At 41.3% G+C, this 22,129-nt stretch carries 19 protein-coding genes and 1 tRNA gene; 8 read left to right on the forward strand and 12 right to left on the reverse strand.

Annotated features, from left to right (window positions below; genetic code table 11):
- Nucleotides 1–42 precede the first annotated feature (42 nt).
- Nucleotides 43–210, forward strand: coding sequence for a hypothetical protein (locus BDD43_RS30295; RefSeq protein ID WP_162847178.1), 168 nt, complete (start codon nucleotides 43–45; stop codon nucleotides 208–210).
- 272 nt (nucleotides 211–482) lie between these two features.
- On the opposite strand, the gene BDD43_RS26510 is transcribed toward BDD43_RS30295, so the two are convergent.
- From BDD43_RS26510 to BDD43_RS26530, 5 genes are all read right to left on the reverse strand, one after another.
- A complete protein-coding gene (locus BDD43_RS26510; protein WP_121201248.1) occupies nucleotides 483–3,185 on the reverse strand; it encodes a hypothetical protein in 2,703 nt (900 codons plus the stop codon).
- 19 nt (nucleotides 3,186–3,204) lie between these two features.
- Nucleotides 3,205–3,939 (reverse strand): hypothetical protein, encoded by a 735-nt coding sequence (locus BDD43_RS26515; RefSeq protein WP_121201249.1) that lies wholly within the window; start codon nucleotides 3,937–3,939, stop codon nucleotides 3,205–3,207.
- A 189-nt stretch (nucleotides 3,940–4,128) separates the two neighbouring features.
- Nucleotides 4,129–4,482: a hypothetical protein gene (locus tag BDD43_RS26520; protein WP_147425751.1), complete on the reverse strand. Its 354-nt coding sequence runs from the start codon at nucleotides 4,480–4,482 to the stop codon at nucleotides 4,129–4,131.
- Nucleotides 4,483–4,795: 313 nt separating this feature from the next.
- Nucleotides 4,796–6,016: a site-specific integrase gene (locus BDD43_RS26525; RefSeq protein WP_121201251.1), complete on the reverse strand. Its 1,221-nt coding sequence runs from the start codon at nucleotides 6,014–6,016 to the stop codon at nucleotides 4,796–4,798.
- Between the two features lie 249 nt (nucleotides 6,017–6,265).
- Nucleotides 6,266–6,338, reverse strand: a tRNA-Lys gene (locus BDD43_RS26530).
- Between the two features lie 646 nt (nucleotides 6,339–6,984).
- Between BDD43_RS26530 and BDD43_RS26535 the strand changes: the two genes are divergently transcribed.
- The gene (locus BDD43_RS26535; protein WP_121201252.1) at nucleotides 6,985–8,118 is read left to right on the forward strand and encodes an alpha/beta hydrolase; all 1,134 of its coding nucleotides are present in this window, start codon (nucleotides 6,985–6,987) and stop codon (nucleotides 8,116–8,118) included.
- An 84-nt stretch (nucleotides 8,119–8,202) separates the two neighbouring features.
- On the opposite strand, the gene BDD43_RS26540 is transcribed toward BDD43_RS26535, so the two are convergent.
- From BDD43_RS26540 to BDD43_RS26550, 3 genes are all read right to left on the reverse strand, one after another.
- Nucleotides 8,203–9,003 (reverse strand): polysaccharide deacetylase family protein, encoded by an 801-nt coding sequence (locus BDD43_RS26540; protein ID WP_121201253.1) that lies wholly within the window; start codon nucleotides 9,001–9,003, stop codon nucleotides 8,203–8,205.
- A 173-nt stretch (nucleotides 9,004–9,176) separates the two neighbouring features.
- Nucleotides 9,177–11,186, reverse strand: coding sequence for a 30S ribosomal protein S1 (rpsA, locus tag BDD43_RS26545; RefSeq protein WP_121202136.1), 2,010 nt, complete (start codon nucleotides 11,184–11,186; stop codon nucleotides 9,177–9,179).
- A gap of 174 nt (nucleotides 11,187–11,360) precedes the next feature.
- Nucleotides 11,361–12,035 carry a hypothetical protein gene (locus BDD43_RS26550; protein WP_121201254.1) on the reverse strand — a complete coding sequence of 225 codons (675 nt, stop codon included), beginning with the start codon at nucleotides 12,033–12,035 and terminating at the stop codon, nucleotides 11,361–11,363.
- Nucleotides 12,036–12,163: 128 nt separating this feature from the next.
- Here BDD43_RS26550 and tyrS point away from each other — a divergent pair, with 128 nt between their 5' ends.
- From tyrS to BDD43_RS26565, 3 genes are all read left to right on the forward strand, one after another.
- A complete protein-coding gene (tyrS, locus tag BDD43_RS26555; RefSeq protein ID WP_121201255.1) occupies nucleotides 12,164–13,447 on the forward strand; it encodes a tyrosine--tRNA ligase in 1,284 nt (427 codons plus the stop codon).
- 163 nt (nucleotides 13,448–13,610) lie between these two features.
- Nucleotides 13,611–14,108, forward strand: coding sequence for a type II RES/Xre toxin-antitoxin system antitoxin (parS, locus tag BDD43_RS26560; protein WP_121201256.1), 498 nt, complete (start codon nucleotides 13,611–13,613; stop codon nucleotides 14,106–14,108).
- Complete coding sequence (locus BDD43_RS26565; RefSeq protein ID WP_162847179.1) at nucleotides 14,108–14,557, forward strand: RES family NAD+ phosphorylase; 450 nt, start codon at nucleotides 14,108–14,110, stop codon at nucleotides 14,555–14,557. Before parS ends, BDD43_RS26565 begins: the two co-directional genes overlap by 1 nt.
- Here BDD43_RS26565 and BDD43_RS26570 read toward each other — a convergent pair.
- From BDD43_RS26570 to BDD43_RS26585, 4 genes are all read right to left on the reverse strand, one after another.
- Nucleotides 14,554–15,231, reverse strand: coding sequence for a PH domain-containing protein (locus BDD43_RS26570; protein ID WP_121201258.1), 678 nt, complete (start codon nucleotides 15,229–15,231; stop codon nucleotides 14,554–14,556). The two genes, BDD43_RS26565 and BDD43_RS26570, sit on opposite strands and share 4 nt — an antisense overlap.
- A 62-nt stretch (nucleotides 15,232–15,293) precedes the next feature.
- On the reverse strand, nucleotides 15,294–16,280 hold the full coding sequence (locus tag BDD43_RS26575) for a LuxE/PaaK family acyltransferase (protein WP_121201259.1): 987 nt from the start codon (nucleotides 16,278–16,280) through the stop codon (nucleotides 15,294–15,296).
- 84 nt (nucleotides 16,281–16,364) lie between these two features.
- Complete coding sequence (locus BDD43_RS26580; protein ID WP_121201260.1) at nucleotides 16,365–16,703, reverse strand: hypothetical protein; 339 nt, start codon at nucleotides 16,701–16,703, stop codon at nucleotides 16,365–16,367.
- Nucleotides 16,704–16,705: 2 nt separating this feature from the next.
- Nucleotides 16,706–19,156: a penicillin acylase family protein gene (locus tag BDD43_RS26585; RefSeq protein WP_121201261.1), complete on the reverse strand. Its 2,451-nt coding sequence runs from the start codon at nucleotides 19,154–19,156 to the stop codon at nucleotides 16,706–16,708.
- 166 nt (nucleotides 19,157–19,322) lie between these two features.
- On the opposite strand from BDD43_RS26585, the gene pgmB reads away from it, so the two are divergent.
- The 3 genes from pgmB to BDD43_RS26600 all read left to right on the forward strand — a co-directional run bounded on the left by pgmB (nucleotide 19,323) and on the right by BDD43_RS26600 (nucleotide 22,049).
- On the forward strand, nucleotides 19,323–19,973 hold the full coding sequence (pgmB, locus tag BDD43_RS26590; protein ID WP_121201262.1) for a beta-phosphoglucomutase: 651 nt from the start codon (nucleotides 19,323–19,325) through the stop codon (nucleotides 19,971–19,973).
- 1 nt (nucleotide 19,974) lies between these two features.
- The gene (locus tag BDD43_RS26595) at nucleotides 19,975–20,280 is read left to right on the forward strand and encodes a DUF3630 family protein (protein WP_121201263.1); all 306 of its coding nucleotides are present in this window, start codon (nucleotides 19,975–19,977) and stop codon (nucleotides 20,278–20,280) included.
- An 86-nt stretch (nucleotides 20,281–20,366) separates the two neighbouring features.
- On the forward strand, nucleotides 20,367–22,049 hold the full coding sequence (locus BDD43_RS26600; RefSeq protein ID WP_394339643.1) for an alpha-amylase family glycosyl hydrolase: 1,683 nt from the start codon (nucleotides 20,367–20,369) through the stop codon (nucleotides 22,047–22,049).
- The last annotated feature ends 80 nt before the right edge of the window (nucleotides 22,050–22,129 follow it).

Raw genomic sequence — 22,129 nt, forward strand, 5'->3', positions numbered from 1 at the left:
TATGCCAACCATTGATCAAATTAGACTAAAATTTTTCTGTCAATGTTTAAACTCTATCACTGCCCTGAAATTAATGATGTAGTGGTGGTGGGCATAGTCCGAGGAGGCCTAACTAAAAAACATCAGCATCTTCTTGATACGGAAGAGTTTAATACGATAGGTGATGAGTTAGGCGAAGTGGGCTTATTCCAATGGAATGATAATAGCTAATTGGCATTGACTGTGGAAGGATTGGCCTATTTGACACAGTTAAAATCACATGGAAAACTATAGCGGAGTTTGAATTTTATTCAAGCGATGATCTGATCAGTTCCATGGGGCCGCCGTTGAAGTCCGAATTCTATAGGATCAGCAAACGTTAATTGGAATTGATATTACCTTCAGGAATCGAACAATACCACCCATATTCGAACAGGTAAACGTTTCGTCTGTTTGACAAAGCGAACGAATCCTTGGGCTAAGTCCGTTTGCTTAGTAAACTATTATAATTCAAGGCGAAGAGCAACAAAAAAGTTTCTTCCTATTAATGGAATTGTACTAACGCTTTGGCTTGCAACATAATTGTATGCTACGATGTAGCTTCTGCGATCGGTGAGATTTTCGCCCTTCAAAGTTATCGTTAACGGCGTTCTTTTAAGTTTACAGTTTAACTCAGTATCAAGGAGCAGAAAATTTGCCCCGCCGGGCGACCGGAAATCATTGTAGGCTTGTTGTGTTTCTATAATCGCGCTAATGGATTTGGAAATTACCGCGCGTTGCTTTAATCCCAAGGTAAAATTATCCAGCCTACTGTTATAGCTTAGGGTGTTATCCAAAGCTGGCCTATAATTGCCCGTATAATTGTAATTGCTGCTGAGTATGATGAAATATTTTTTGTTCCAATTTTTCTTTATTGATAGCTTCAATGCCATTTGGGTGTTGATGCTCTTCAAAAGCGCATTCTGATAAAAAAACAGATTGGGATAATAGTTTATTTGCCCTTCAAGCACTATAACAGCGTTTAGTAACAGCGAGGGTATGGTGTTTGATACTCCGAAAGTCATTGAGTTTACGCTTTTATTGGCTAATGAATCGGTAGTTTTATTCAAGTAGTCGCTGTAGCCACTGATGGTTACATAATTATTAAAATTATGTAAATAGTAAGCGAAAAATGAAGTTGTAGTGAGATCGTCTTTCCATAAGAGCGAACTATTGTAGTTAATGGCAAAGGTTTTGGCCGTCTCACCCGTAAAAGCAGACCTTCGATAAGTGGTTGCACTTTGCGGTAAGAAGAGTGTATTAATACCGGTAAATTGCGGAGGCGCAGCATCGTATGAAAGTGAGATCATATCATTAAGTTTTTTTATCAACTCGGGCTTAAATTCAACCCGGATGCTGATTTGGGGTTGAAATACGGCTTGTCTTAAAATTAATTCTTCATAGTGGGTATCGCTTAGGCCTAAATCCAGATGATAGGATAGTTCTTTAGCGCGTAATGTTTGTTTATCGGTCGATATGACAAATTTACCGTCCGTTATCAATGACAGACTATTTCTAACATAATTTCCTTTCAAATTAAATACTTCCGGAGCGATAGCCGGAAGAGTGCCGGAGCTGTCCGACAAACTTAATGTAGGTTCGAGCCACATCTCCTTACGCTTAAATGAAAGAGATTCAGAAAAATTAAGCTTTCCGATTTTAAAATACCTTGAATGGTCGACAGCAAGTGAAGAATAACGATGTGCTTCTTTTTGATATAAAGCATTGTAACCGGGATTTGACAGCTGAAAAATTTGTGGCCACTGTAACGAAAAAGTCCCGCTATTTTGATTAAGCTGCTGCCAATTATACTGTATTGTTGTGGTCGTAGCCCGTTTTTGCTGATTTATATGCGTGTACCGCGCAATGATATTAAAGCTGTTACGGTTTGTTTTGGTTTGATTGCCGATTGAGCTGCTCGTATCGCCCGTGAGATATGTGGTATTGGTTACGCTACGTCCGTAATCAGCAAACCACCAGGCTTTAACCAACAGGTTGCTTGCGGCGTTGATGTCATAATTGTAAGTTTGTCCAATATTGATCAAAAAGGGCCTTGAGGCAGATTGCCAATGCTCAAGCCTGTTTTGGTAAGTATAGCCGTTAAAGTAATTATTGGAGTCGTAGGTTTCTTGCGGCTGCCTGTCGCTAATAATACTAACAGAACTTTTAATGTTCAATTTGGAGGATATGCGTGTGTTTGCTTCAAAGCGGTTATCAAGGAGCCTGTTTTTTAAATAATACTTTTCGGGCATATTTGTTATCAGGTGTATTGGTGTACCACTGATCAAAAGACCATCGGCATCAGTCTCGTTTAAAGATTTAACTTCCTGTAATTCTTGCCATCCCAAACCCTGGCCCAGGCTGTTGAGATTGCCAATATAACCCAATTTAAAAGATCTATTTAAAGAAAATAGTACCGGATTAGCCTGGTAACGCCCCTTATCGCCTATCCCCACGTCAAAATCGCCAAAGGCTGCCCTAAATGTGCCTTTTTTCAGTGTAAGATTCAAAACCGTTTCCGATCCCCCTTTCAGTAACTTATTATTGCTTTGGTTTTGTCTTACCTGCAACAGGTTGATCACCCTGGAAGGGAAACTGTTCAGCAGTAGTTTGATTTTATCAGCAAATAGTTCATCGCCATCTATTAAAATACGCGTTATTGCCACGTTATGATAACGCAGTTCGCCAGTTTCTGTAATGCTGAATCCGGGCAGGTTCCGGATGATATCTTTTAATTTTTTTTCGTCCCCTTGTGTAAAAGCATCTGCCCTGAAACTGGTGGTATCACCCTGCTTCCACACCGGCGGCCCTTTAATTTTAATGTCTTTTAAGATGTTGAACTTCAGCTTAAGGACAACATGATTGATTTTGCTGGCTTTACCAACAACTATTCGTACCGTGGTATCCCTATATGAAATATGACTTATCGACACCAATAAACTGTCGTCTTTTCTGACTGGTGTAATTTGTCTTTTTATCACCCAGGTATTCCCCATGCTAAAGTAGCTGTATATCAAACCACTATTATTGCCCATGATTTTTACGTTGCAATCGGTGATACCATCACCTGCCTCGCTTACTATGGCAAGGTTGACCGGTGTAACCTGGGCTATACAAACGCGTACACTGGCCGGGAACCAAATCAAAAAAATCACCAGCCACCTCATCTTATTAAAAAGTCAAGGTCTATTGTTTGAGCAACTCTGCCTGTTTTTCCTGCTTTGTCTTTACAGGGATTGCCTTGCGTTTCAGCAGTCCGCCTTTAACCATAGGCTGTTTAAACACAGCGGGGTTAAATACCGCTTCTTGAATCATGGTCGGCATATCGTAGTTCAGTAAGGTATAATGAGCATTGGTCGGCGGGCAATCGGCTTCAACCACCAGCCCCGGTAAACCTTGTAATCCATGCAAACTGGTTTTCACTGATATATCCGGGCAGAACCAAACACGCCATTGGTTGCTCCATGTGGCAAGCTGGCATTTTAACCCGTTTATTACCTTGGTATCGGTTTCAAAAACCCAGGGTAAGGAGGCATCAGCCTCAAACTTAAATTCCGTTATAGGGCGTTGATATTCGCTAAATAAGCCCATTCTTACTATCAGGCTATCATAGTCATGATAATATAGCTTTTGAATTGTATCAGGATTAAGCGTGTAAATATTAAATACGTTATCGTTTGAAATAGAAACCTTACCATCAGGATATTTAGCCAGATAATCAGGGGTTTCCCAGTAGATATACTTGTTACCACTTTTATAATAATGCCCGGTAAGGCTCAGGGATAGGGATTTGTTACCGTTCCCTCCATTAATATTAATCTCCTTTTCTATCCGATAAATAGCTTTTATATTTTGTGCACTGGTACCCCAATTTATCAATAATAATAAAAAAAGTAATGAGACTCTCTTAAGTTGAAACATAATAGTAGCGTGTTGGTGTAAAATTTTATATGTGCATATCTTTCTTATTCCTTTTGAAAAGATATTTCCGCTATATGCCGTGAATGGCAAAATAACGATAGCAGCGTAATCGATTTTTAAAAAGGATTACGCTGCGGCCATCTATCAGGAATGAAGCTGAGCTTAATTAAGTTCAATTTTCAAGGCCGATTATGGCGCGATACATGAATTTTGAAGTTGGGTCATTTTTTCTTGCGTAGCTTTCCCCATAGCAGCTGTAGCACATTGATTAGCCCTATTAAAAGCATCACTACATGGAGTTTCCGTGGCCGATGATGTAACGGTGCAGGATGTTGAGATAGTTACAATAGTTTCAGTTCCCGTATACATACAGGTGAAGTCAACAATCCCTGATTTCTCTACAGTTACAATGCAATCTTCAAACGCGGTAGCACTTTCTACTTTTTTAAGCTCCGGCTTTTTTTCAATAGTAACCGGTTTTACACCATGTGCTTGCGCGGCAAAGCTTATCGCACAAAAGCCAATAAAGATTAGTTTTTTCATTTTTTTGTTTTTAAGGTTATAGATTATATACTTAAATATATGATATATAACGACTTGCAAATATTGGATTTTACCAATTTATACCCATAAATTACCCTATTCATTAATATCATTCGAAAAGTTGTTTGTGTGAGAGTAATAAGGAATATAGGCACAGATGGCCGACTTTTTTTGGGGGGGGGGGCGTTCCGGCTGCTATCGGCAAAATCTATGCTGTACTTGCATTTCCTGCTTGCATGGGGTACATTCAAGTGCGCTCCATCTTGTTTAAGTAATAACCCTGAAACTTACGCCTCAAGGTTATTACGGCAGGTTAAATGGCATCGTTGTATTTATCCCTTAAATGCGCCATATCCGCAGCAACCTTCATATCTAAAACTTTTGCATAGATCTGTGTTGTCCTGATCTGTTCATGACCGAGCATTTTGGACACGCTTTCCATCGGTACACCTTTTTGTAAAGTTACCGTAGTGGCAAAAGTATGGCGGGCAATATGAGAACTCAAGTTTTTATCAATTCCACAGAGCGTAGCGATTTCTTTGAGATATTCGTTCACTTTTTGATTGGTTGATACCGGCATGGCCCTGTCCTTATTGATGCAGTACGGGCTATCACTGTACTTCGCTAAGATTGCAATGGCCGGGGGCAACAGCGGGATTGAGGAACGTGTCTTGGTTTTCTTTCTGTTGATAGTGATCCATTGCTCACCATCACTGCCTTTGTTGATGTTGGACAGTTTAAGTTCCTTCACATCGGCATAGGCCAATCCTGTAAAACAGCAGAAAAGGAATACATCACGTACCTGTAAAAGTCTGTCCGTACTGAATTTTTTATTAGCGATACGCTGCAATTCATCATCGGAAAGAAATGGCCGCTCTACAGACTTGGATTTAAGCTTATAGCCAAAGAACGGGTCTTTGTCAATCCATTTAAGGCTGATACAGATGCGGACGATCTTGCCTAAATTCTTAAGGTATTTGATAGCGGTATTGTGGGCGCAATTCTTTTCCGTCTTCAGGTAAAATTCAAAGGCACTGATAAAGGCATGATCTATCTTTTTAACACTGATGTCGTCAGCTTGGTATTTGGTTTTCAAAAACGAAGTGACATGGTTTTCCAGCGCCTCGAACCGGTCTAATGTCCCTAATGCATATTCTTTGTCGATTAAAGCTTCCATTTTTTTATTATGGTCTTTGATAGCTTCTAATAAAGTGTGCGTTTTTTCTTCTTTGCCCAGGAAGCTATTTTTGAGGCAGTCAGCTGTAAGGATTTCCCCAGCTTCGGTCAGTGTCTTATGCGCCTGGTAAACCTGCGCCTGTAAGTGATCGAAATAAGCGTTGAAGCTTTTGGCATCTTCCTTCGTCCCGGCCATGCGCCCTGTCTTGGAATTCCAACGTTCCGGCTCACATTCCCGCCCGGTGGTCACTTCTGAACGTTTCCCGGCTACGGTAATGCGCATGTAGATCGGGGCCAAGCCCTTGATGTAGTTTTTTTGCTTCTTCATGTAAAAAAGCAAACTGAAATTAGTTTTCATAATAAACTGATTAAAAGGTTAACAAAAGTAGCCTTACAGTCTAAAACGTCAAGATGTTCAGTTATTGAACTAGCTGTATATCAGATATTTATACACGATTCGGTGAGTAAACGGCATTCTTAAAACTACTCACCGGATCACTCACTTTTTTTATGCGAACCGGTGCATATTTTGGGGCTGCCCTGAAAAGCAAAAAGCCTGCAATTATTTGATTTGCAGGCTTTTAAACGGATTTGATTCTGGAATCTGTGATCCCGCTGGGATTCGAACCCAGGACCCCAACATTAAAAGTGTTATGCTCTACCAGCTGAGCTACGGAATCTTAAATACATTCCCGTTTTTTTTGGTGGTGCAAATATAGAGTTATTTGGTATATAGTGCAAGGTATTTATTAATAAATTTTTAATTCTATTTTAACCTGCTCAAAAACAACTAATTGAATATTAAAAAAATTTTATAGAAAGATGAGTACTGTGCTCACTTTTGTTGTTTTTTACTATTTGCACTCTCTGGTGCTGTTTATTGGGGGGTTATCCATTAACAAACACAAGTGCATGTAAGCGGGGATATTTATAGCATGCCCGCGCAATTAACTAATTAACGTTGCCTTTTACAGTTGTTTAGGGATTGCCTTTTATACCTTTAAGTTAAATTTATTTGATTAGCCTGTTTTCATAATAATAATATCTATCTTCATTTTTTATAAAGCTGAACCAATTTAAACCGCAGCGTTAAAAATATTGTAATCTACCGAGTGTAATCTGTTTGTTTGGCTTTAATCCGCAGCATTTTGTTTGCTATGAGCTAAACTGACTGATACGAGGCATTTTTTTATTTACAATATGGCGATATAACAGTTGCTACGCTTACAGGTATTTTATATTAAAGGGCTATAGCAATAGTGTAAAAAATGCTTTGGGCAACATTGCAGTTGCCGCCAATTATATAGTTAAAGACTAAAAAGAAAGATGATACGAGTAGGTTTTATTTGGTTTCTGTTTTTATTATCGTTGCTTACTGTTTTCAAAGCACCTGTTTATTATTTATGGCTGGTATCAATAGTTGTAACCGAATTTCCGTGGATATTTATTGTGGTAACTTTGTTTTTGCTGGTTTGGGGAATAGGTGTAAATAAATATCAGGTAGCAGGTGCCGTGCCCGGCCTAATTGCTTTGGTGTTATTTTGCACGCCGGTTGCCCGGGCCTATAATGTAGCAAGCTCGCTTAAACCCAAATTTGAGGCTGTATTTGGTGCCGGTACTACTACGCCCAAAGCGCGTATGCTTAAAGAGCCCTTTAGGTTTTTTAAAATGCTGGCGGGCATTGGCGAAAGGCTGGCTGTTTTTACAACATTAACCTATAAGGCCTCCAATAATTTAACGCTTGATTATTATAAAACTACCGGAAACAAAAAAAAGCCTTGTATAATTGTAATTCATGGAGGCTCGTGGAGTAGTGGCAATAGCCGCCAACTGCCCGAGTTAAATACTCATTTAATTAAAATGGGGTACAATATTGCAGCTATAAATTACAGGCTCGCGCCCAAATACCAGAGCCCGGCTGCTGTTGAAGATGTACGCGATGCTATTATATACTTAAAAAATCACTCAGAAGCGCTACTGATAGACACCAATAACTTTGTATTGCTCGGTAGGTCGGCAGGCGGGCAAATAGCTTTAGAGGCCGCATACACGCTAAAAACGACTGGTATAAAAGCTGTAATAAGTTATTACGCCCCTGCGGATATGGTTTGGGGCTACTCGGTACCGGCAAACCCGCTGGTGTTAGATTCGCGCAAGGTGATGGAAGATTATCTGGGTGGCACTTACAATAGTGTGCCTCAACACTACGCGGCCAGTTCGCCTATATTGGCGGTTAATAAAAATTCGGTGCCAACGCTTTTAATTCATGGCGAAAATGATGTGCTGGTGGCTTACGAGCATAGCCGCCGCCTTGATGCAAAATTACAGCAATTGGGTGTTAAACATTTTTTGCTCACTTTGCCCTGGGCAACGCACGGTTGCGACTATACGCTGAATGGACCAAGCGGCCAGCTAGCTACTTATACGGTTGACAGGTTTATTAACCAGGTAACCAAATAGTTATTGGATGCTAATAGGAGCGTTAGCAGGCCGCTCATATTATTATGGATTTCTGCTGTAGAATAAGATAGCTTCTCAGTTGGATTACTCCAAAGGAACAAAACTATTTGATTTACCTGCCTCGGTTATATAATCCATCGCCTGCTGAAATGTTGCCACCCAAATCTCTTTCCGGTTTTTATTTAGATAGGCCAGCAATTGTTTGTGTGCTTCGGCGGGCGTTGTAATGTAATCGCCGCCTATGCCGTGAAACATCAGTACGCCCATGCCGCCGCTTTGTTGTACCCGTTTTACAAAGGCTATAAGTTGGGCCCCGGTTGTGTTATCTTTAATCCCGTAAGATGGCACCTGCAATGGATCGAGGTTTTTAAAATCGGTAATTACAGCATTTGAATCGCCGCCAATGCGTGCATATTTTACCAGATTGTAATATTTTAAGGTATCAACATAACTTTTTCCACCTGCGGTTATTTCTGTACACGGGTAGGCATAGGTACGGCTTGTTTTACCGTCAATTGCGTATAAAAAATGGTTCATCACTTCAATTTCGCGTATCATACGGTAAGCGGTATAATTATCAGACGATACAGGGTTATCATTGCTGCTTGCACAGGGATGAAACAGTGTATGGTTTGCTAACTCGTAACCTTTTTGGCCAAGTTTGCGCCAGCGGGATATGGTTTGGCTGTTAACATCACCGGTAATAAAAAAGGTTGCCTTTAGGCGAGCAGCATCAAGCTGGGGCACTGCGGTATTAAGTTGTGTTAACAAAGCATCATCATAAGTAAGCACAATAACGGCCTTTTTGTTGTTGGGCCATTTAATTTGTTGCTGTGCCTGGGCAGCAAAGTTTAATAATAAAAAAAGCAGGAAAAGTTTTTTCATGAAGTTGTGATTAGAATCCCATGAACGGACTTTAATTTTAACGCAAACTTACTTAAGATAAGTTTGCACGATGCCAAATTATATAACGTCCATCCGCCGGAGCAGTAAAATATAAACGCAAAAAAGCCCTGTTCAATTAAGAACAGGGCTTTGAGAGAAAATTATTTAAAAGCTTATTTAGCGGCTTCTTCTGATTCTTCTTCAGTTGCCTCTGGTGTTGCTTCTTCTTTTTTAGCCGGAGCTGCTGCAGGAGCCTTGCGGGCTTTGCTTTCGGCACCTTCCATTTGCTCTTTCAATTGGGCCAACACGCTCAAATCGCCTAAAGTTGATTTTTCAACCGAATCTTTAACTTTCTTTACTGCGTTGGTAGCAACCTTAGCTTCTTTTTTGCGGTTCTCAAATTCCTGAACCCTTGCTTCGGTACGCGCTTCTTCCCATATACGGGCATGTGAAATAACAATACGTTTATTTTCTTTGTTAAATTCAATGATTTTGAATTCGCCTGTATCGTCGCCCTTTAAGCTCTTCCCATCTTCTTTAACCATGTGTTTTGTTGGCACAAAGCCTTCAACACCATAAGGTAAAGCAACTATAGCACCTTTATCAGTTACTTTTAACACAGTACCTTCGTGTATCGAATCGATAGTGAAGATGGTTTCAAAAGTATCCCAAGGGTTTTCTTCCAGTTGTTTGTGGCCTAAGCTTAGTTTGCGGTTATCAACATCAAGTTCTAAAACAACCACGTCTAATTTTTCACCAACTTTAGTGAATTCGTTAGGGTGATTTACTTTTTTAGACCATGAAAGGTCGCTGATGTGGATCAAACCATCAATACCGTCTTCCAGTTCAACAAACACACCAAAGTTAGTCATGTTTTTAACTGTAGCGATGTGCTGAGTGCCTTGAGCATATTTCTCGGCAGCATGTTGCCACGGATCGGGAGTTAATTGTTTAATACCTAAACTCATTTTGCGATCGTCGCGATCTAAGGTTAATACCTGAGCCTCAACTTCGTCGCCAACTTTCAAGAATTCTTGTGGGTTGCGTAAGTTTTGTGACCATGACATTTCTGACACGTGGATTAAACCTTCAACACCCGGGATAATTTCAAGGAATGCACCGTAATCGGCAACGGTAACAATTTTACCTTTAACCTTAGAACCAATTACCAGATTTTCATCTAACGACTGCCAAGGGTGAGGAGTTAATTGTTTTAAGCCTAAAGCGATACGTTTTTTCTCGTCATCAAAATCCAGAACAACAACGTTGATCTTTTGATCTAATGCCAATACTTCTTTCGGATGCTCTATGCGGCCCCAGCTAATATCGGTAATGTGAAGTAAACCATCAACACCACCCAAATCGATGAATACACCAAAATCGGTAATGTTTTTAACGGTACCTTCTAATACCTGGCCTTTTTCAAGCTTGGCAACAATTTCTGTTTTTTGGTTTTCCAAATCGTCTTCAATCAGCACTTTGTGCGATACCACTACGTTTTTAAACTCGTGGTTAATTTTAACAACTTTAAATTCCATTGTTTTACCAACGTACACATCGTAATCGCGTATTGGTTTAATATCGATTTGTGAACCTGGTAAAAAGGCTTCAACGCCCATTATATCTACAATTAAACCACCCTTAGTTCTGCTCTTCACAAAACCAGTGATAATTTCATCGTTATCTAAAGCACTGTTAATACGCTCCCATGATTTTTGAGTTTTTGCGCGTTTACGAGAAAGAACTAACTGACCGTTAGCATCTTCTTGCGATTCAACAAACACATCCACTTCGTCACCAACTTTCAAATCTGGTGTATCACGGAATTCGGATAGCGATACCAAACCATCAGACTTAAAGCCAATGTTTAATACCACATCTTTGTTGTTAATGTTAACTACGATACCGCTGATGATTTCGCCTTTGTTGATTGAACTGAAAGTTCCGTCATACAATTTTTCTAAGGCTTCACGATCAGAGTCGCTGTAGTTACCAAATTTTTTGTCATCAGCATCCCAATCAAAATCCTCAGGTTTTACATGGGCGATTGTTGATTTGATTTGCTCAATAGAAAGTGAATCAGCTTCTGATTCGATGCTTTCTTTTTCTTTAGGTAGCGTTTCGATACCCAACTCGGCTTCTTTAGCCTTTAATTCTTTTTCTGCTTCTTGTTTTTTTGCCATTAAATAATTTATCTCCTTTTCCCAATTCAATTGGGACTGCAAAGGTACGGATATATTTAATTAACAAAAAAATATTTTTTATCTTATTAGCTGATTTATAGGAAGTTTTTTATTGCAAACGCCTGTTTTAAAACGCCTCAAAAATTGGCGAACCTCAAAAATTTGTGCACTGTATTACAATGAAGCCAAATAAAGGTCGATATCGTTAAATATTTGCGTGTAGTTTGCCATTAATTGCAAACGGTATTGCAAAAGTACGTCGGTCATGCTTTCTTCCTGCTCTTTGGTAAACGGATCCTGCCAAACACGCATACAAATACGCTTTAAAGCGTAAGCTATTTGGGCACTTTCGGCATAAGTATGCAAGTAACGGTGCTTTTTAAAATCGGCAAAAAATTTAAAAAACTTAGCCGAATTATCTAAACCGCTGTAACTAAAAAAAATTTCCAGTTTTTCGGCCTCTATCCTATCCAGGTGATGGTAAAATTCGTCAACATTGAGCTTGCTTTTGGTAATGAGCAAATTATCTAAAATAAGCTCTAATGCAATGTGACCCAAAAAAAACGGTTTTACCACCGAGCCTACAATTGCCGGGGCTAAAACCAATTTTAACTGGTGCGAATGATGGGTAAAAAAAGCTGATGAATGAAAATACTTATCCACCTCGAGGTGCCGCTTCCAGCCTTCAATAATGCAATTAACTGCATTATCGGGATGTTTGGGTAGTTTCTCGGGATGGATATTGAAACTCTTATCGGCATTTTTAAGCAAATCGGGCAGTACGGTTCCTAAAATATGATAAGGATCGGTTGTATGGCGGTCGAAATAAAAGTGCGATAGAAAATTCATAGTCGTATCCCCGAAAGGCGGCTTAATGGGAAAGGTACAAAAATTATTTGACTAAGATGAACTAAAAAACGAAAGTTACTTTTGCCCGATTGTGCTATATTTGCGCCTTTCCGAATAAAAATTGTGATATGAATTTTGTTGAAGAACTACGCTGGAGAGGCATTTTACACGATATTATGCCCGGTACCGAAGACCTGTTAAACAAGGGAATGGTATCTGGATATATAGGTTTTGACCCTACCTCGGATTCGCTGCACGTGGGCAGCCTGGCCCAAATTATGACGCTGATACACTTTCAGCGCGCCGGGCACAAGCCTTTTGCTTTGGTTGGCGGCGCTACCGGTATGGTGGGCGACCCATCGGGTAAATCGGCGGAGCGTAACTTATTATCCGAAGATGTATTGCAAAAAAACCTGAACGGCATACAAGGCCAGTTAGAGAAATTTTTGGATTTTGACTGCGGCCAAAACAGTGCCGAAGTGGTTAATAATTACGACTGGTTTAAAGATTTTACCTTTCTGGATTTTATACGCGATGTAGGCAAGCACATTACCGTAAACTACATGATGGCCAAAGATTCGGTTAAAAACCGGATAAGCGGCGATACCGGCATGAGCTTCACCGAATTTAGCTACCAACTGGTGCAGGGTTATGATTTTTACTACTTGTGGAAAAACAAAAACTGCATGCTGCAAATGGGCGGCAGCGACCAATGGGGAAATATTGTTACCGGAACAGAATTTATAAGGCGCAAAGATGCCGGCGAAGCCTTTGCCTTAACCACACAGTTAATTAAAAAGGCCGATGGCAGCAAGTTTGGCAAAAGCGAAGGCGGCAATATATGGCTTGATGCCGAAAAAACATCGCCATACCAGTTTTACCAGTTTTGGTTAAACGCCAGCGACGAGGATGCAAAAAGCTATGTTAGGATATTTACCCTGTTTGATAAAGAAACGATAGAAGCTTTAGAAACCGAACATTTTGCAGCTCCGCATTTGAGGACACTACAAAAGGCCTTGGCTAAAGACATTACGGTGCGCGTACATGGCGAGGCCGAGTATGAGAAGGCCATTAAATCGAGCGAGTTTTTGTTTGGCGGTACGGGCATCGAGTTTTTGAATGAGTTGAGCGATAAAGAAGTTATTGCGCTGTTTAGCGGAGTGCCCAACTTTAATATCGACAAAGAAGATTATAGCGCAGGCATAAACGTTACCGATTTGCTTGCTACAAAATCGGCGGTTTTTCCATCAAAGGGAGAAGCAAAAAAAATGATACAAAGTGGTGGTGTTGCCATTAACAAAGCAAAAGTGGCCACTGCCGACGATATTTATGGTACAGAGCAATTAATTAACAACAAGTTTTTGGTTGCACAAAAAGGCAAAAAGAATTACTTTTTGATAATTATAGAGTAGCCGGTATTTAGGATACGAACAAAAAAGGTCATTTCTCAATAAGGTAGAGATGGCCTTTTTTGTATTTAAAATTGCTGGGTAGTGTAAAACAAGAGACAGATAAAATTTTTATAAATTGGTATAAAATTTGAAATTACGACAAAATGTAAATATATTTGTTATTATGTCGTACAAGCAAAAGAAAACCGAGGATAACGTAGTAAAAGAGCCACAGGCCCCATACTATACCGCACACAACACCGGTACGCCTTTTATTAATATTTTGGGCGGAGCAAAATTTAGTACCGCTGCCAATGAGTGGGATATTTTAAACTTAACCCGTAAGGGCTTGCCAAAGCATACGTTAATGCAAATGGCAAAAAACATATCGCTAACCCAACAAGAAATATCCGATATTATGCACATATCCGAGCGCACACTACAGCGCTATGATGATGCCGATGTTATTAAAACCGAGTACTCCGAAAAAGCCATCGCATTGGCCCGCCTTTATGACAGGGGTGCCGAGGTTTTTGGTGCTATAGAAAAATTTAAAATATGGATACGAACACCAAGTGTGGTATTTAAAGGCGAAGCACCGCTGTCGTTATTAGATACTTCGTTTGGGTTTAATATGGTTTTAGATGAATTGGGCCGCATAGAGCACGGCATTTTTGCATAGTGATACTTTACCGATTAACTAAACAAACTTACGCCAACGACCTGTCGGGAGCGGGTGCAAAGGCTTATGGTGGCCGGTGGAACAACAAAGGCAAAGCTATGCTTTACCTAACATCAAGCCGATCACTCGCCGTTTTAGAAGTATTGGTACACTTATCGCCTTTAATTATTCCGGATAACTATGTTATGGTGAGTATTGAAGCACCGGATGATTACGAAACAGTTGATTTAAGCACTTTGCCCAAAAACTGGAAGAACTCCAGTGTGCCGATTTTAAAGGAAAAAGGCGACAGGTTTTTATCCGAAAATAAAAACCTGCTGCTTAAAGTACCTTCGTCAATTGTAACCGAAGAATTTAATTATCTGGCTAATCCCCTACATACGGGGGCAGCAAAACTGACGATTATTAGTGTTGAACCTTTTAGTTTTGATGACCGATTATTGCCTTAAAAATCGCTCAACAAGTCCATTTTTTTGAGGTTATACTCTTCCTGCGAAATCAAACCATGATCGAACAGAGTTTTTAATTTTTTTAGCTTTTCGGTTAATTCATCAGGCTTTGCTGCAACAACCGGCTCGGGTGGTGCTATAGCAACCGGCTCGGGAGCAGGCGGCAGCGGTATGTAGGCCGGTGTTGGTGCCACTACGGGTGGCTGATAGGCTGGTGTAATGGGTGCCTCAAAATGCATGGCGCCAGATTCGGCACGTTTTTCTTCCAAATCACGCTGGCGGCGGGCTTCGCGCTCGGCCTCTTTACGCTCCTGGGCGTATTGGTATAATTTGCGAGCCTGTATTTTAGGCAGGTAATCAACACCCATTTCGGCACCGTTAGCGGTTTTAACGCTGAATACGGCTCCTAAAATTTCTTCCTTGGTTTGTACATCAACAACATCTTTCCAAACAAAATCAACAAATTTCATTGATAGGCCAAGGTTGGCCGGAGTAAAAAACAAGATGCGTTTGTTGGTTAAAGCAATGCAATCGGGCAATACATTAACTATAGGTTTTTTTTGTACCGCTATATATAAAATTTCTTCGTCGGTTGTACGAAGGTCAACCAGGCGCGAGTAAACCTTTTCAATGGCTTTAGGATCTTGCTGGTCGTTCAAAAATTTCTCGATCATAGTTTGATGATTAATGCTTTGTGACAAAAATAAAGAATATTTTTTAGTTATGGTTTGCTTTATCAGCCAATTAAAAGGTTACAGCCGCGAATATCCGAATGGTCAAACCGGCCAAGTATCTGGAACGAGCCATCGGCCTCAACTTTACCCAGATCCTGCGTTGCTAAAAAAGAGCAGGAATTGATGTTAGCCAGGTCGATAATATCTATACCGCCTGCTTTACCATAAGACAGGTTAGTAAAGGGGTCGTTGGTATCGCGAATGATGATTTGCATCCAGGGCGGGCAGTTAAAAACACCCTCTCCTTTTGAGTAAGCCTGCGAAAGTAACTCCGTCATCCCGTACTCGGAATGGATCGTTTCAACGCCAAAACCTTTGCATAAATCGTGATGAAGTTCTTCGCGAATCATCTCCTTGCGGCGGCCCTTCATCCCTCCTGTTTCCATTACAATGAGTTCGGGGAAGTTTATGCTGTATTGCTCAATAAAATCTAATAGTGCGAAGGTAACGCCAATTAAAAGCGTAGGCTTTTTCGCATTTTGCTGCCTTACTAATTGCTTGTACAAATCCTCGTGGTTATAGAGATAGAACCCGCTATCCGGGTTTTGCGATTGTTTGATGAGATCATCCGCCATGTAAATGAGCGACGAGCCTTCGCGCTCCAGGTACGAGGGCAGCAAAGCCAAAACGGTGTACAATTGGATATTGCCATAAAACAGGCCGAATGCTTTGCGGAAACTATCAACATACCAGCTCACATCGGTAACGAGGTGGCTACTGGTAATTACACCCGTTGTGCCCGAACTGGTAAACGTAACCTCGGCATTGCTATCAACACTTAAAACTTTATGCGATTTAAAAAACTCGATAGGTAAAAACGGAATTTGACCGATAGCGGTAATTGAATCAATATCAACATTTAACCCGTTTAAAAACTGACGGTAAACAGCACAGTTTTTGGCCTGGTGACGAAATACGTGTAAAGCAATTGTGTTAAATTGCCCGCTGTTAGCGATAGAAAATACCTGTTTTTTACCCGGCTGGCTCATTACCGCAAAGATAACTTATTTGAAATTATTTGCGAGCCGATAAATTAGCATTAAGCCTGGTTAAATAAAACTTACATATTAAATTCAGTTTTTAATGGCTTTTTTAAACAAAGCTCCTGATAGGGCAGATAAACCCGCAACTAAACCACCAATAAACCCGGTTATTAATAAAAGCACTATCCATTGCCCGCCCAAGGGTAAAAGGTGGGCAACGCGGGTGGCTAATATGTGGTTGTTGGGTACGCTTTTAAACAGAGCCAACACTACCCAAACTATAAATATGGCTAAAAAAGCCGACCAAAAAGCATGCGACAACGTTTTGGCTATAACCAGTGCCGATAAAAACGAAATAATGGCAACTACCCACCAGGGTAATACAAAACTTACCACCAGGCTTAATATGAGTATGATGAAGAATAACATAATTATTTGTTGCTAAGGGTTAAAGTTGTTTTAATGTGAGCGGCGGCATCAGTTGGGGTTTGTAAAAACAATAGTGGGTTTAACTGGCCGTTTTTCCAGGTGGTGAACATGTTATCGTAATAATAGCTGCCGGGATTGCCCGATTCGCCGCCGGGAAACACACCGTAGCCTTGTACTTTAGGGCCAAATTGCAGCACCATTCGCCATGAAGGGCCGTGCGTGTCGGACAGGGCATTGATTACTCCTGCGGCCCCGCCTGCCGAGAAAGGGCCTGTACCAAAACCAGGAACATTACCTAAGTGGGCTATATCCGAACCCTTAACCGTTCCCCACTGCCATGTTGCTCCTAACTTGCCGTATTTGCGTGTTAGAGAATCAATTGTGCCATCAAACGATTTGTTGATGAGGGCTGCGCGCGTTTCAACCTCCTGGGTTCGCGAATCGTCGTACCATTTGGAGGTTTTTTGGGTGGTTAGCAATTCAATTGTACGGTAGTTACTTGGCCATTTAAGCTGAATGTTGATGTCTTTTTTCACGGTAAAATCATCACTCCAAATGGCCAGGTACAATTTAGTCCACCATAAATCAAAAATACTGGCGGCTATAGAGCCCGCCGAATATTGTTTATCCCAGGTGGCTATTACTTTGTAGGCTTGTTTTTGCTCACCGCTCATTTTTGATTGATCGAGATCGGCAAGCATGGTACCTAAAACATCTTCGGCAAATATGCTGTAATTATCAGTTTGTAAAAGGCGCAGGCTATCAACCGTTGCATGGTGCATGGCCCTCAATTTATCGTTTATACGTTTGCCACGGGTGTACGAGCTAAAGTGCCAATTGATATAATAGGGATAAGTGCTATCGGTTGATTCCTGATTGGCCGAACTCAGGAAACCTTGTTCGGGATTTTTAACGGTTGGGTTTTGCTCCATCGGGATAAAAACGTGCCAGGCATCGGCGGTATCGCCACCATCTAAAATATATTTACCCTGATCTTTATATTTCAGCGGGAATTTTCCGTTTGGCGTAATGGCTATATCTTTATCATTACTGGCAAAAATAAAGTTTTGGGCAGGTGCCGAAAAGTATTTTAACGCCTCGCGATAATCGGTATAGTTTTTACCGCGGTTAAGCAGGTAAAAGGTTTTAAACTCTAACGAAGGATCGTGCGCTATCCAGCGCAGGGCGTGGCCAACGGGCACATTTGCCGCACGGCCCATTTTGGGTTTACTATTGCCCGATGCATAAACCACGGGGCCAATGTGGGTGTAAATAACGGTATCGAACATGGTTTTTTGGCCGCGTATCTTAATTTCTTCCACGCGGCGGGTATCGGGTATCCATTTGCCGTTGTACCAGTATTCTTTTTTACTCAAATCTTTAAACCGTATTTGGTACCAATCTAAAACATCGGCATCTACATTGGTTACGCCCCAGCCAATGTGCTGGTTAAAGCCTATAATAACAGCCGGTGTACCGGGCAGCGAAACACCATTTACATTTACACCCGGCGCAGCCAATTGTACCTGATACCAAATGGAAGGGAAGGTTAGGTTAAGGTGAGGATCGTTAGCTAAAATGGGATAGCCGTTTGCCGAGCGGCTGCCTGCCACAACCCAATTGTTGCTGCCAATGCCATCAACCTTTTGTTTGGTTTTTATGGTATCGGTCATCTCACCAATAAAACCTTTTGATGGTTTAGGGATGGGCAGCGGTTTAAAATCCCATTTTGTGCCTGTGGGGATGATGGGGTCGTCCTTAAAATAATGGTCGGGAAACAAATCATTGGTAACCTTGGCACCAAAGTATTTAAGGGTGTTGGTTAGTTGAAAATCATCCGAGCCACCGGCTAACGTTTCGGACATGAGTTTGAGCACCAGGGTGCAATCCAGCGGTGTATAATCTTCGGGAGCGTAATCAAGCAGCTTAAACTCTATAGGGTAATATTTTGATGGCAGGTTATGAATGTAAGCATTCACGCCATCGCAATAGGCCATTAGCATGGCTTTTACCTGTGGGTCTTTCATGCACTCTTTCAGCGTGTTTTCGGCACCAAAAACCATACCCATGCGGCGGTGGTACCTATCAAGATCGAGCGCTTTGGGGCCCACAACTTCGGATAAGCGGCCCGATGCCGAGCGGGTTTGAATATCCATTTGCCAAAGCCTGTCTTGCGCGGTAACATAGCCCTGCGCAAAGTACAGGTCGTGGTCGTTATCGGCAAAAATATGGGGTATCATGTACTCGTCGTATTTAATGGTAATGTTACCGCTTAAACCATCGAGTTTAATATTGCGCTTAGTATCAATATTTTTGCTTTCGGCGTTTTGCCAAAAACCGCTAACCGGGTTTAAAAACTTGCCTATAGGCGGTATGTCGCCAAATTTAGTTTGTAGTGCCCATATCAGCAATAGTGTACAAAACGACACCAAACAGGCTATAAAGAATTTCATAATCGGGGGAGGTTTCTTTTTGCTCTAAGTTAAATAAAACTATTACTATAATTTACAATTGTATTGACTGTGTTACACAATAATTAACCTGTTTGTTTTTATTGGCCCGCATATTTTATGTTGGTAATTAATAAAATGATACTTTAGAGAACTTTACATTAACACCATGAGCACTATTAAAGCTTGCCTTTTTGACCTTGACGGCGTGATTGTTGACACGGCCGTGTACCACTACAAAGCCTGGAAGCAGTTAGCTAACAGCCTGGGTTTTGATTTTACCGAACACCAGAACGAACAGTTAAAAGGCGTGAGCCGTGTACGATCGCTCCAACTGATACTGGGCTGGGGCGGGGTTACTAAAACCGAGGCCGAGCAGGAGCAACTGGCTACCCTGAAAAACACCTGGTATGTTGAAATGATAAGCCGAATGAAGCCTGATGAGGTTTTGCCCGGCGCCAAACAATTTGTTGAGGATTGCCGCAATGCAGGGCTGAAAACGGCATTAGGTTCGGCAAGTAAAAACTCGATGATGATATTGGAGAAGATTAACATGGTTAACCTTTTTGATGCCATTATTGACGGTAACAAGGTTAGCAAAGCCAAACCCGACCCCGAAGTGTTTTTAAAAGGTGCCGAAGCGGTAGGCGTACAACCTAATGAGTGTGTGGTTTTTGAGGATGCCATTGCCGGGATTGAAGCCGCTATTGCGGGAGGAATGAAGAGCGTGGGGATTGGTTCGGCAGATGTTTTGGGGAAGGCGAATTTGGTGGTGAGTGGGTTAAGTGAGATGACGCTGGAGAGGTTGATGGGGTTGTAATATGAGAATAGAGATCACCCCGAATGGTATTAAACAATTGACCATTGATGATAATTGCGATTATGCTGATTTTTATTTATTCGCTGAATTATTAGCATCTCTCACAGGCATCAATTACAAAAATAAATTTGACGGCTTTGATGATTTATATTGGGATTTTGATTTTGAAGGCAGCGAAATGACTCTATCTTATAATGTTTACTTAGGCATCAGCATAAATTCACTTAAATTTAAGGACGCAACTCCTTTAGAAGAACAAAAATTTATACGTTTATTAGAGATACTGCAAACATATACACCAATTTAAACACAACCTACATTTGTAAATCATTAATACACAATCAACGTAGTATAATGGATCAAAAAACCAATCATAAACTCATCATTTACCAAATGCTACCGAGGTTGTTTGGTAATACCAACACCACCAATAAATTTTATGGTTCGATTGAGGAAAACGGTGTTGGTAAGCTGAATGATATTAACGATAAAGCCCTGACCGAGATTAAGGCAATGGGTTTTACCCATGTTTGGTACACCGGCGTAATTGAACATGCTACCATGACGGATTATAGCCAGTATGGAATTAAGCCCGACGACCCGGATGTGGTGAAGGGCCGGGCAGGTTCGCCGTATGCGGTAAAGGATTATTATGATATTGACCCCGACCTTGCCGTTGATGTAAACAACCGGATGGGCGAATTTGGGAGCCTGGTTAAACGCACACATGCTAATAACCTACGGGTGATTATTGATTTTGTGCCTAACCATATTGCCCGCACTTATAACTCGGACGCCAGGCCTGAAGGCGTGCGCGATTTTGGTGCGGATGATGATAAATTGAGGAGGTTTAGTCCGCAAAATGATTTTTATTATACGCCGGGGCAGGCTTTTGTTGTACCGCCGGGTTACAACCCCGGTGGCGATGAGTTTGTTAATCCGCTAAAAAACGGAACTTTTAATGAATGGCCCGCCAAAGCAACCGGTAACGATGTTTTTAGTGCCACGCCCGGCATAAACGATTGGTTTGAAACCGTGAAGCTAAACTACGGTGTTGACTACCTTAATGGCCGCCAGCAGCACTTTACCCCTACCCCACCCGTTTGGCAAAAAATGTACGATATATTGCATTACTGGGCAGCCAAAGGTATTGACGGTTTCCGTTGCGATATGGTGGAAATGGTGCCGGTGGAGTTTTGGAGCTGGGTTATCCCGAAAATAAAAACCGAATTTCCGGCATTGATATTTATTGGCGAAGCTTACGATTCGGCAAAATACGGCACTTACATTTTTACCGGTCACTTTGATTATTTGTATGATAAAGTTGGCTTATACGATGGCTTGAAACGCCTGATGCGCAACGAAGCAAATTGCACCATTTGGGATATTAACCGCGTTTGTTTCCACGAAAGTGTGGCATTTCCGCAACACATGCTGCGCTTTTTGGAAAACCACGACGAGGTGCGCATTGCCGCGCCCGGTTTCGCTGGAGATGCCTGGCTTGCCGTGCCTGCAATGATAATAACGGCAACGTTATCTACTGGTCCGGTAATGATTTATTCGGGGCAAGAAGTTGGCGAGCCGGCCAACGGCAGCGAAGGCTTTAGCGGCAATGACGGAAGGACTTCGATATTTGATTACTGTGGTGTACCCGAACACCAAAAATGGGTAAATAACGGAGCGTTTGACGGCGGGCAGCTATCCGATTCGCAAAAGCACCTGCGCGAGTTTTATAGTAATTTACTTAACGTTTCTGCAAATAATGAAGCCATTAGCATTGGCGATTTTTACGAACTGATGCTGCTTAACCTGCACGAAGGCTATGGCTTTGACCAAAAAACCTATGCATACCTGCGTTATACCGATAAACAGCGCATATTGGTAGTAACCAACTTTGACCGCAATGCTCACGATTTTAACGTAAAGCTACCCACCGAACTATTAACCAAGTGGAATTTAGATGGCGCATCCGCGTTTAGCGATATGCTGGGCGATAAAGTTTACCATACTACGGATATTAAAAACGGGATAGGTTTTAGAATACCAGGGGCAAGTGGGTTGGTGCTGAGTTTTTGAGATTGATTTTTAAAATATCTATTCGCTGTTAGAGTGTCTGGTAGGGAGTTATAGATTGGGTATACATGCGTGAAAAACTG

It is taken from the genome of Mucilaginibacter gracilis (assembly GCF_003633615.1).
GTDB classification, from domain to species: Bacteria; Bacteroidota; Bacteroidia; order Sphingobacteriales; family Sphingobacteriaceae; genus Mucilaginibacter; species Mucilaginibacter gracilis.

Bases quoted from the DNA above. Each gene is read 5' to 3' on its own strand.
- BDD43_RS26520 (WP_147425751.1), bottom strand. From the start codon at position 4,482: ATGAAAAAACTAATCTTTATTGGCTTTTGTGCGATAAGCTTTGCCGCG.
- BDD43_RS26600 (WP_394339643.1), top strand. From the start codon at position 20,367: ATGCTACCGAGGTTGTTTGGTAATACCAACACCACCAATAAATTTTAT.
- BDD43_RS26540 (WP_121201253.1), bottom strand. From the start codon at position 9,003: ATGAAAAAACTTTTCCTGCTTTTTTTATTATTAAACTTTGCTGCCCAG.
- BDD43_RS26510 (WP_121201248.1), bottom strand. From the start codon at position 3,185: ATGAGGTGGCTGGTGATTTTTTTGATTTGGTTCCCGGCCAGTGTACGC.
- BDD43_RS26550 (WP_121201254.1), bottom strand. From the start codon at position 12,035: ATGAATTTTCTATCGCACTTTTATTTCGACCGCCATACAACCGATCCT.
- pgmB (WP_121201262.1), top strand. From the start codon at position 19,323: ATGAGCACTATTAAAGCTTGCCTTTTTGACCTTGACGGCGTGATTGTT.
- BDD43_RS30295 (WP_162847178.1), top strand. From the start codon at position 43: ATGTTTAAACTCTATCACTGCCCTGAAATTAATGATGTAGTGGTGGTG.
- rpsA (WP_121202136.1), bottom strand. From the start codon at position 11,186: ATGGCAAAAAAACAAGAAGCAGAAAAAGAATTAAAGGCTAAAGAAGCC.
- BDD43_RS26575 (WP_121201259.1), bottom strand. From the start codon at position 16,280: ATGAGCCAGCCGGGTAAAAAACAGGTATTTTCTATCGCTAACAGCGGG.
- BDD43_RS26580 (WP_121201260.1), bottom strand. From the start codon at position 16,703: ATGTTATTCTTCATCATACTCATATTAAGCCTGGTGGTAAGTTTTGTA.
- BDD43_RS26585 (WP_121201261.1), bottom strand. From the start codon at position 19,156: ATGAAATTCTTTATAGCCTGTTTGGTGTCGTTTTGTACACTATTGCTG.
- BDD43_RS26525 (WP_121201251.1), bottom strand. From the start codon at position 6,016: ATGAAAACTAATTTCAGTTTGCTTTTTTACATGAAGAAGCAAAAAAAC.
- BDD43_RS26595 (WP_121201263.1), top strand. From the start codon at position 19,975: ATGAGAATAGAGATCACCCCGAATGGTATTAAACAATTGACCATTGAT.
- BDD43_RS26570 (WP_121201258.1), bottom strand. From the start codon at position 15,231: ATGATCGAGAAATTTTTGAACGACCAGCAAGATCCTAAAGCCATTGAA.
- BDD43_RS26515 (WP_121201249.1), bottom strand. From the start codon at position 3,939: ATGTTTCAACTTAAGAGAGTCTCATTACTTTTTTTATTATTATTGATA.
- BDD43_RS26535 (WP_121201252.1), top strand. From the start codon at position 6,985: ATGATACGAGTAGGTTTTATTTGGTTTCTGTTTTTATTATCGTTGCTT.
- parS (WP_121201256.1), top strand. From the start codon at position 13,611: ATGTCGTACAAGCAAAAGAAAACCGAGGATAACGTAGTAAAAGAGCCA.
- tyrS (WP_121201255.1), top strand. From the start codon at position 12,164: ATGAATTTTGTTGAAGAACTACGCTGGAGAGGCATTTTACACGATATT.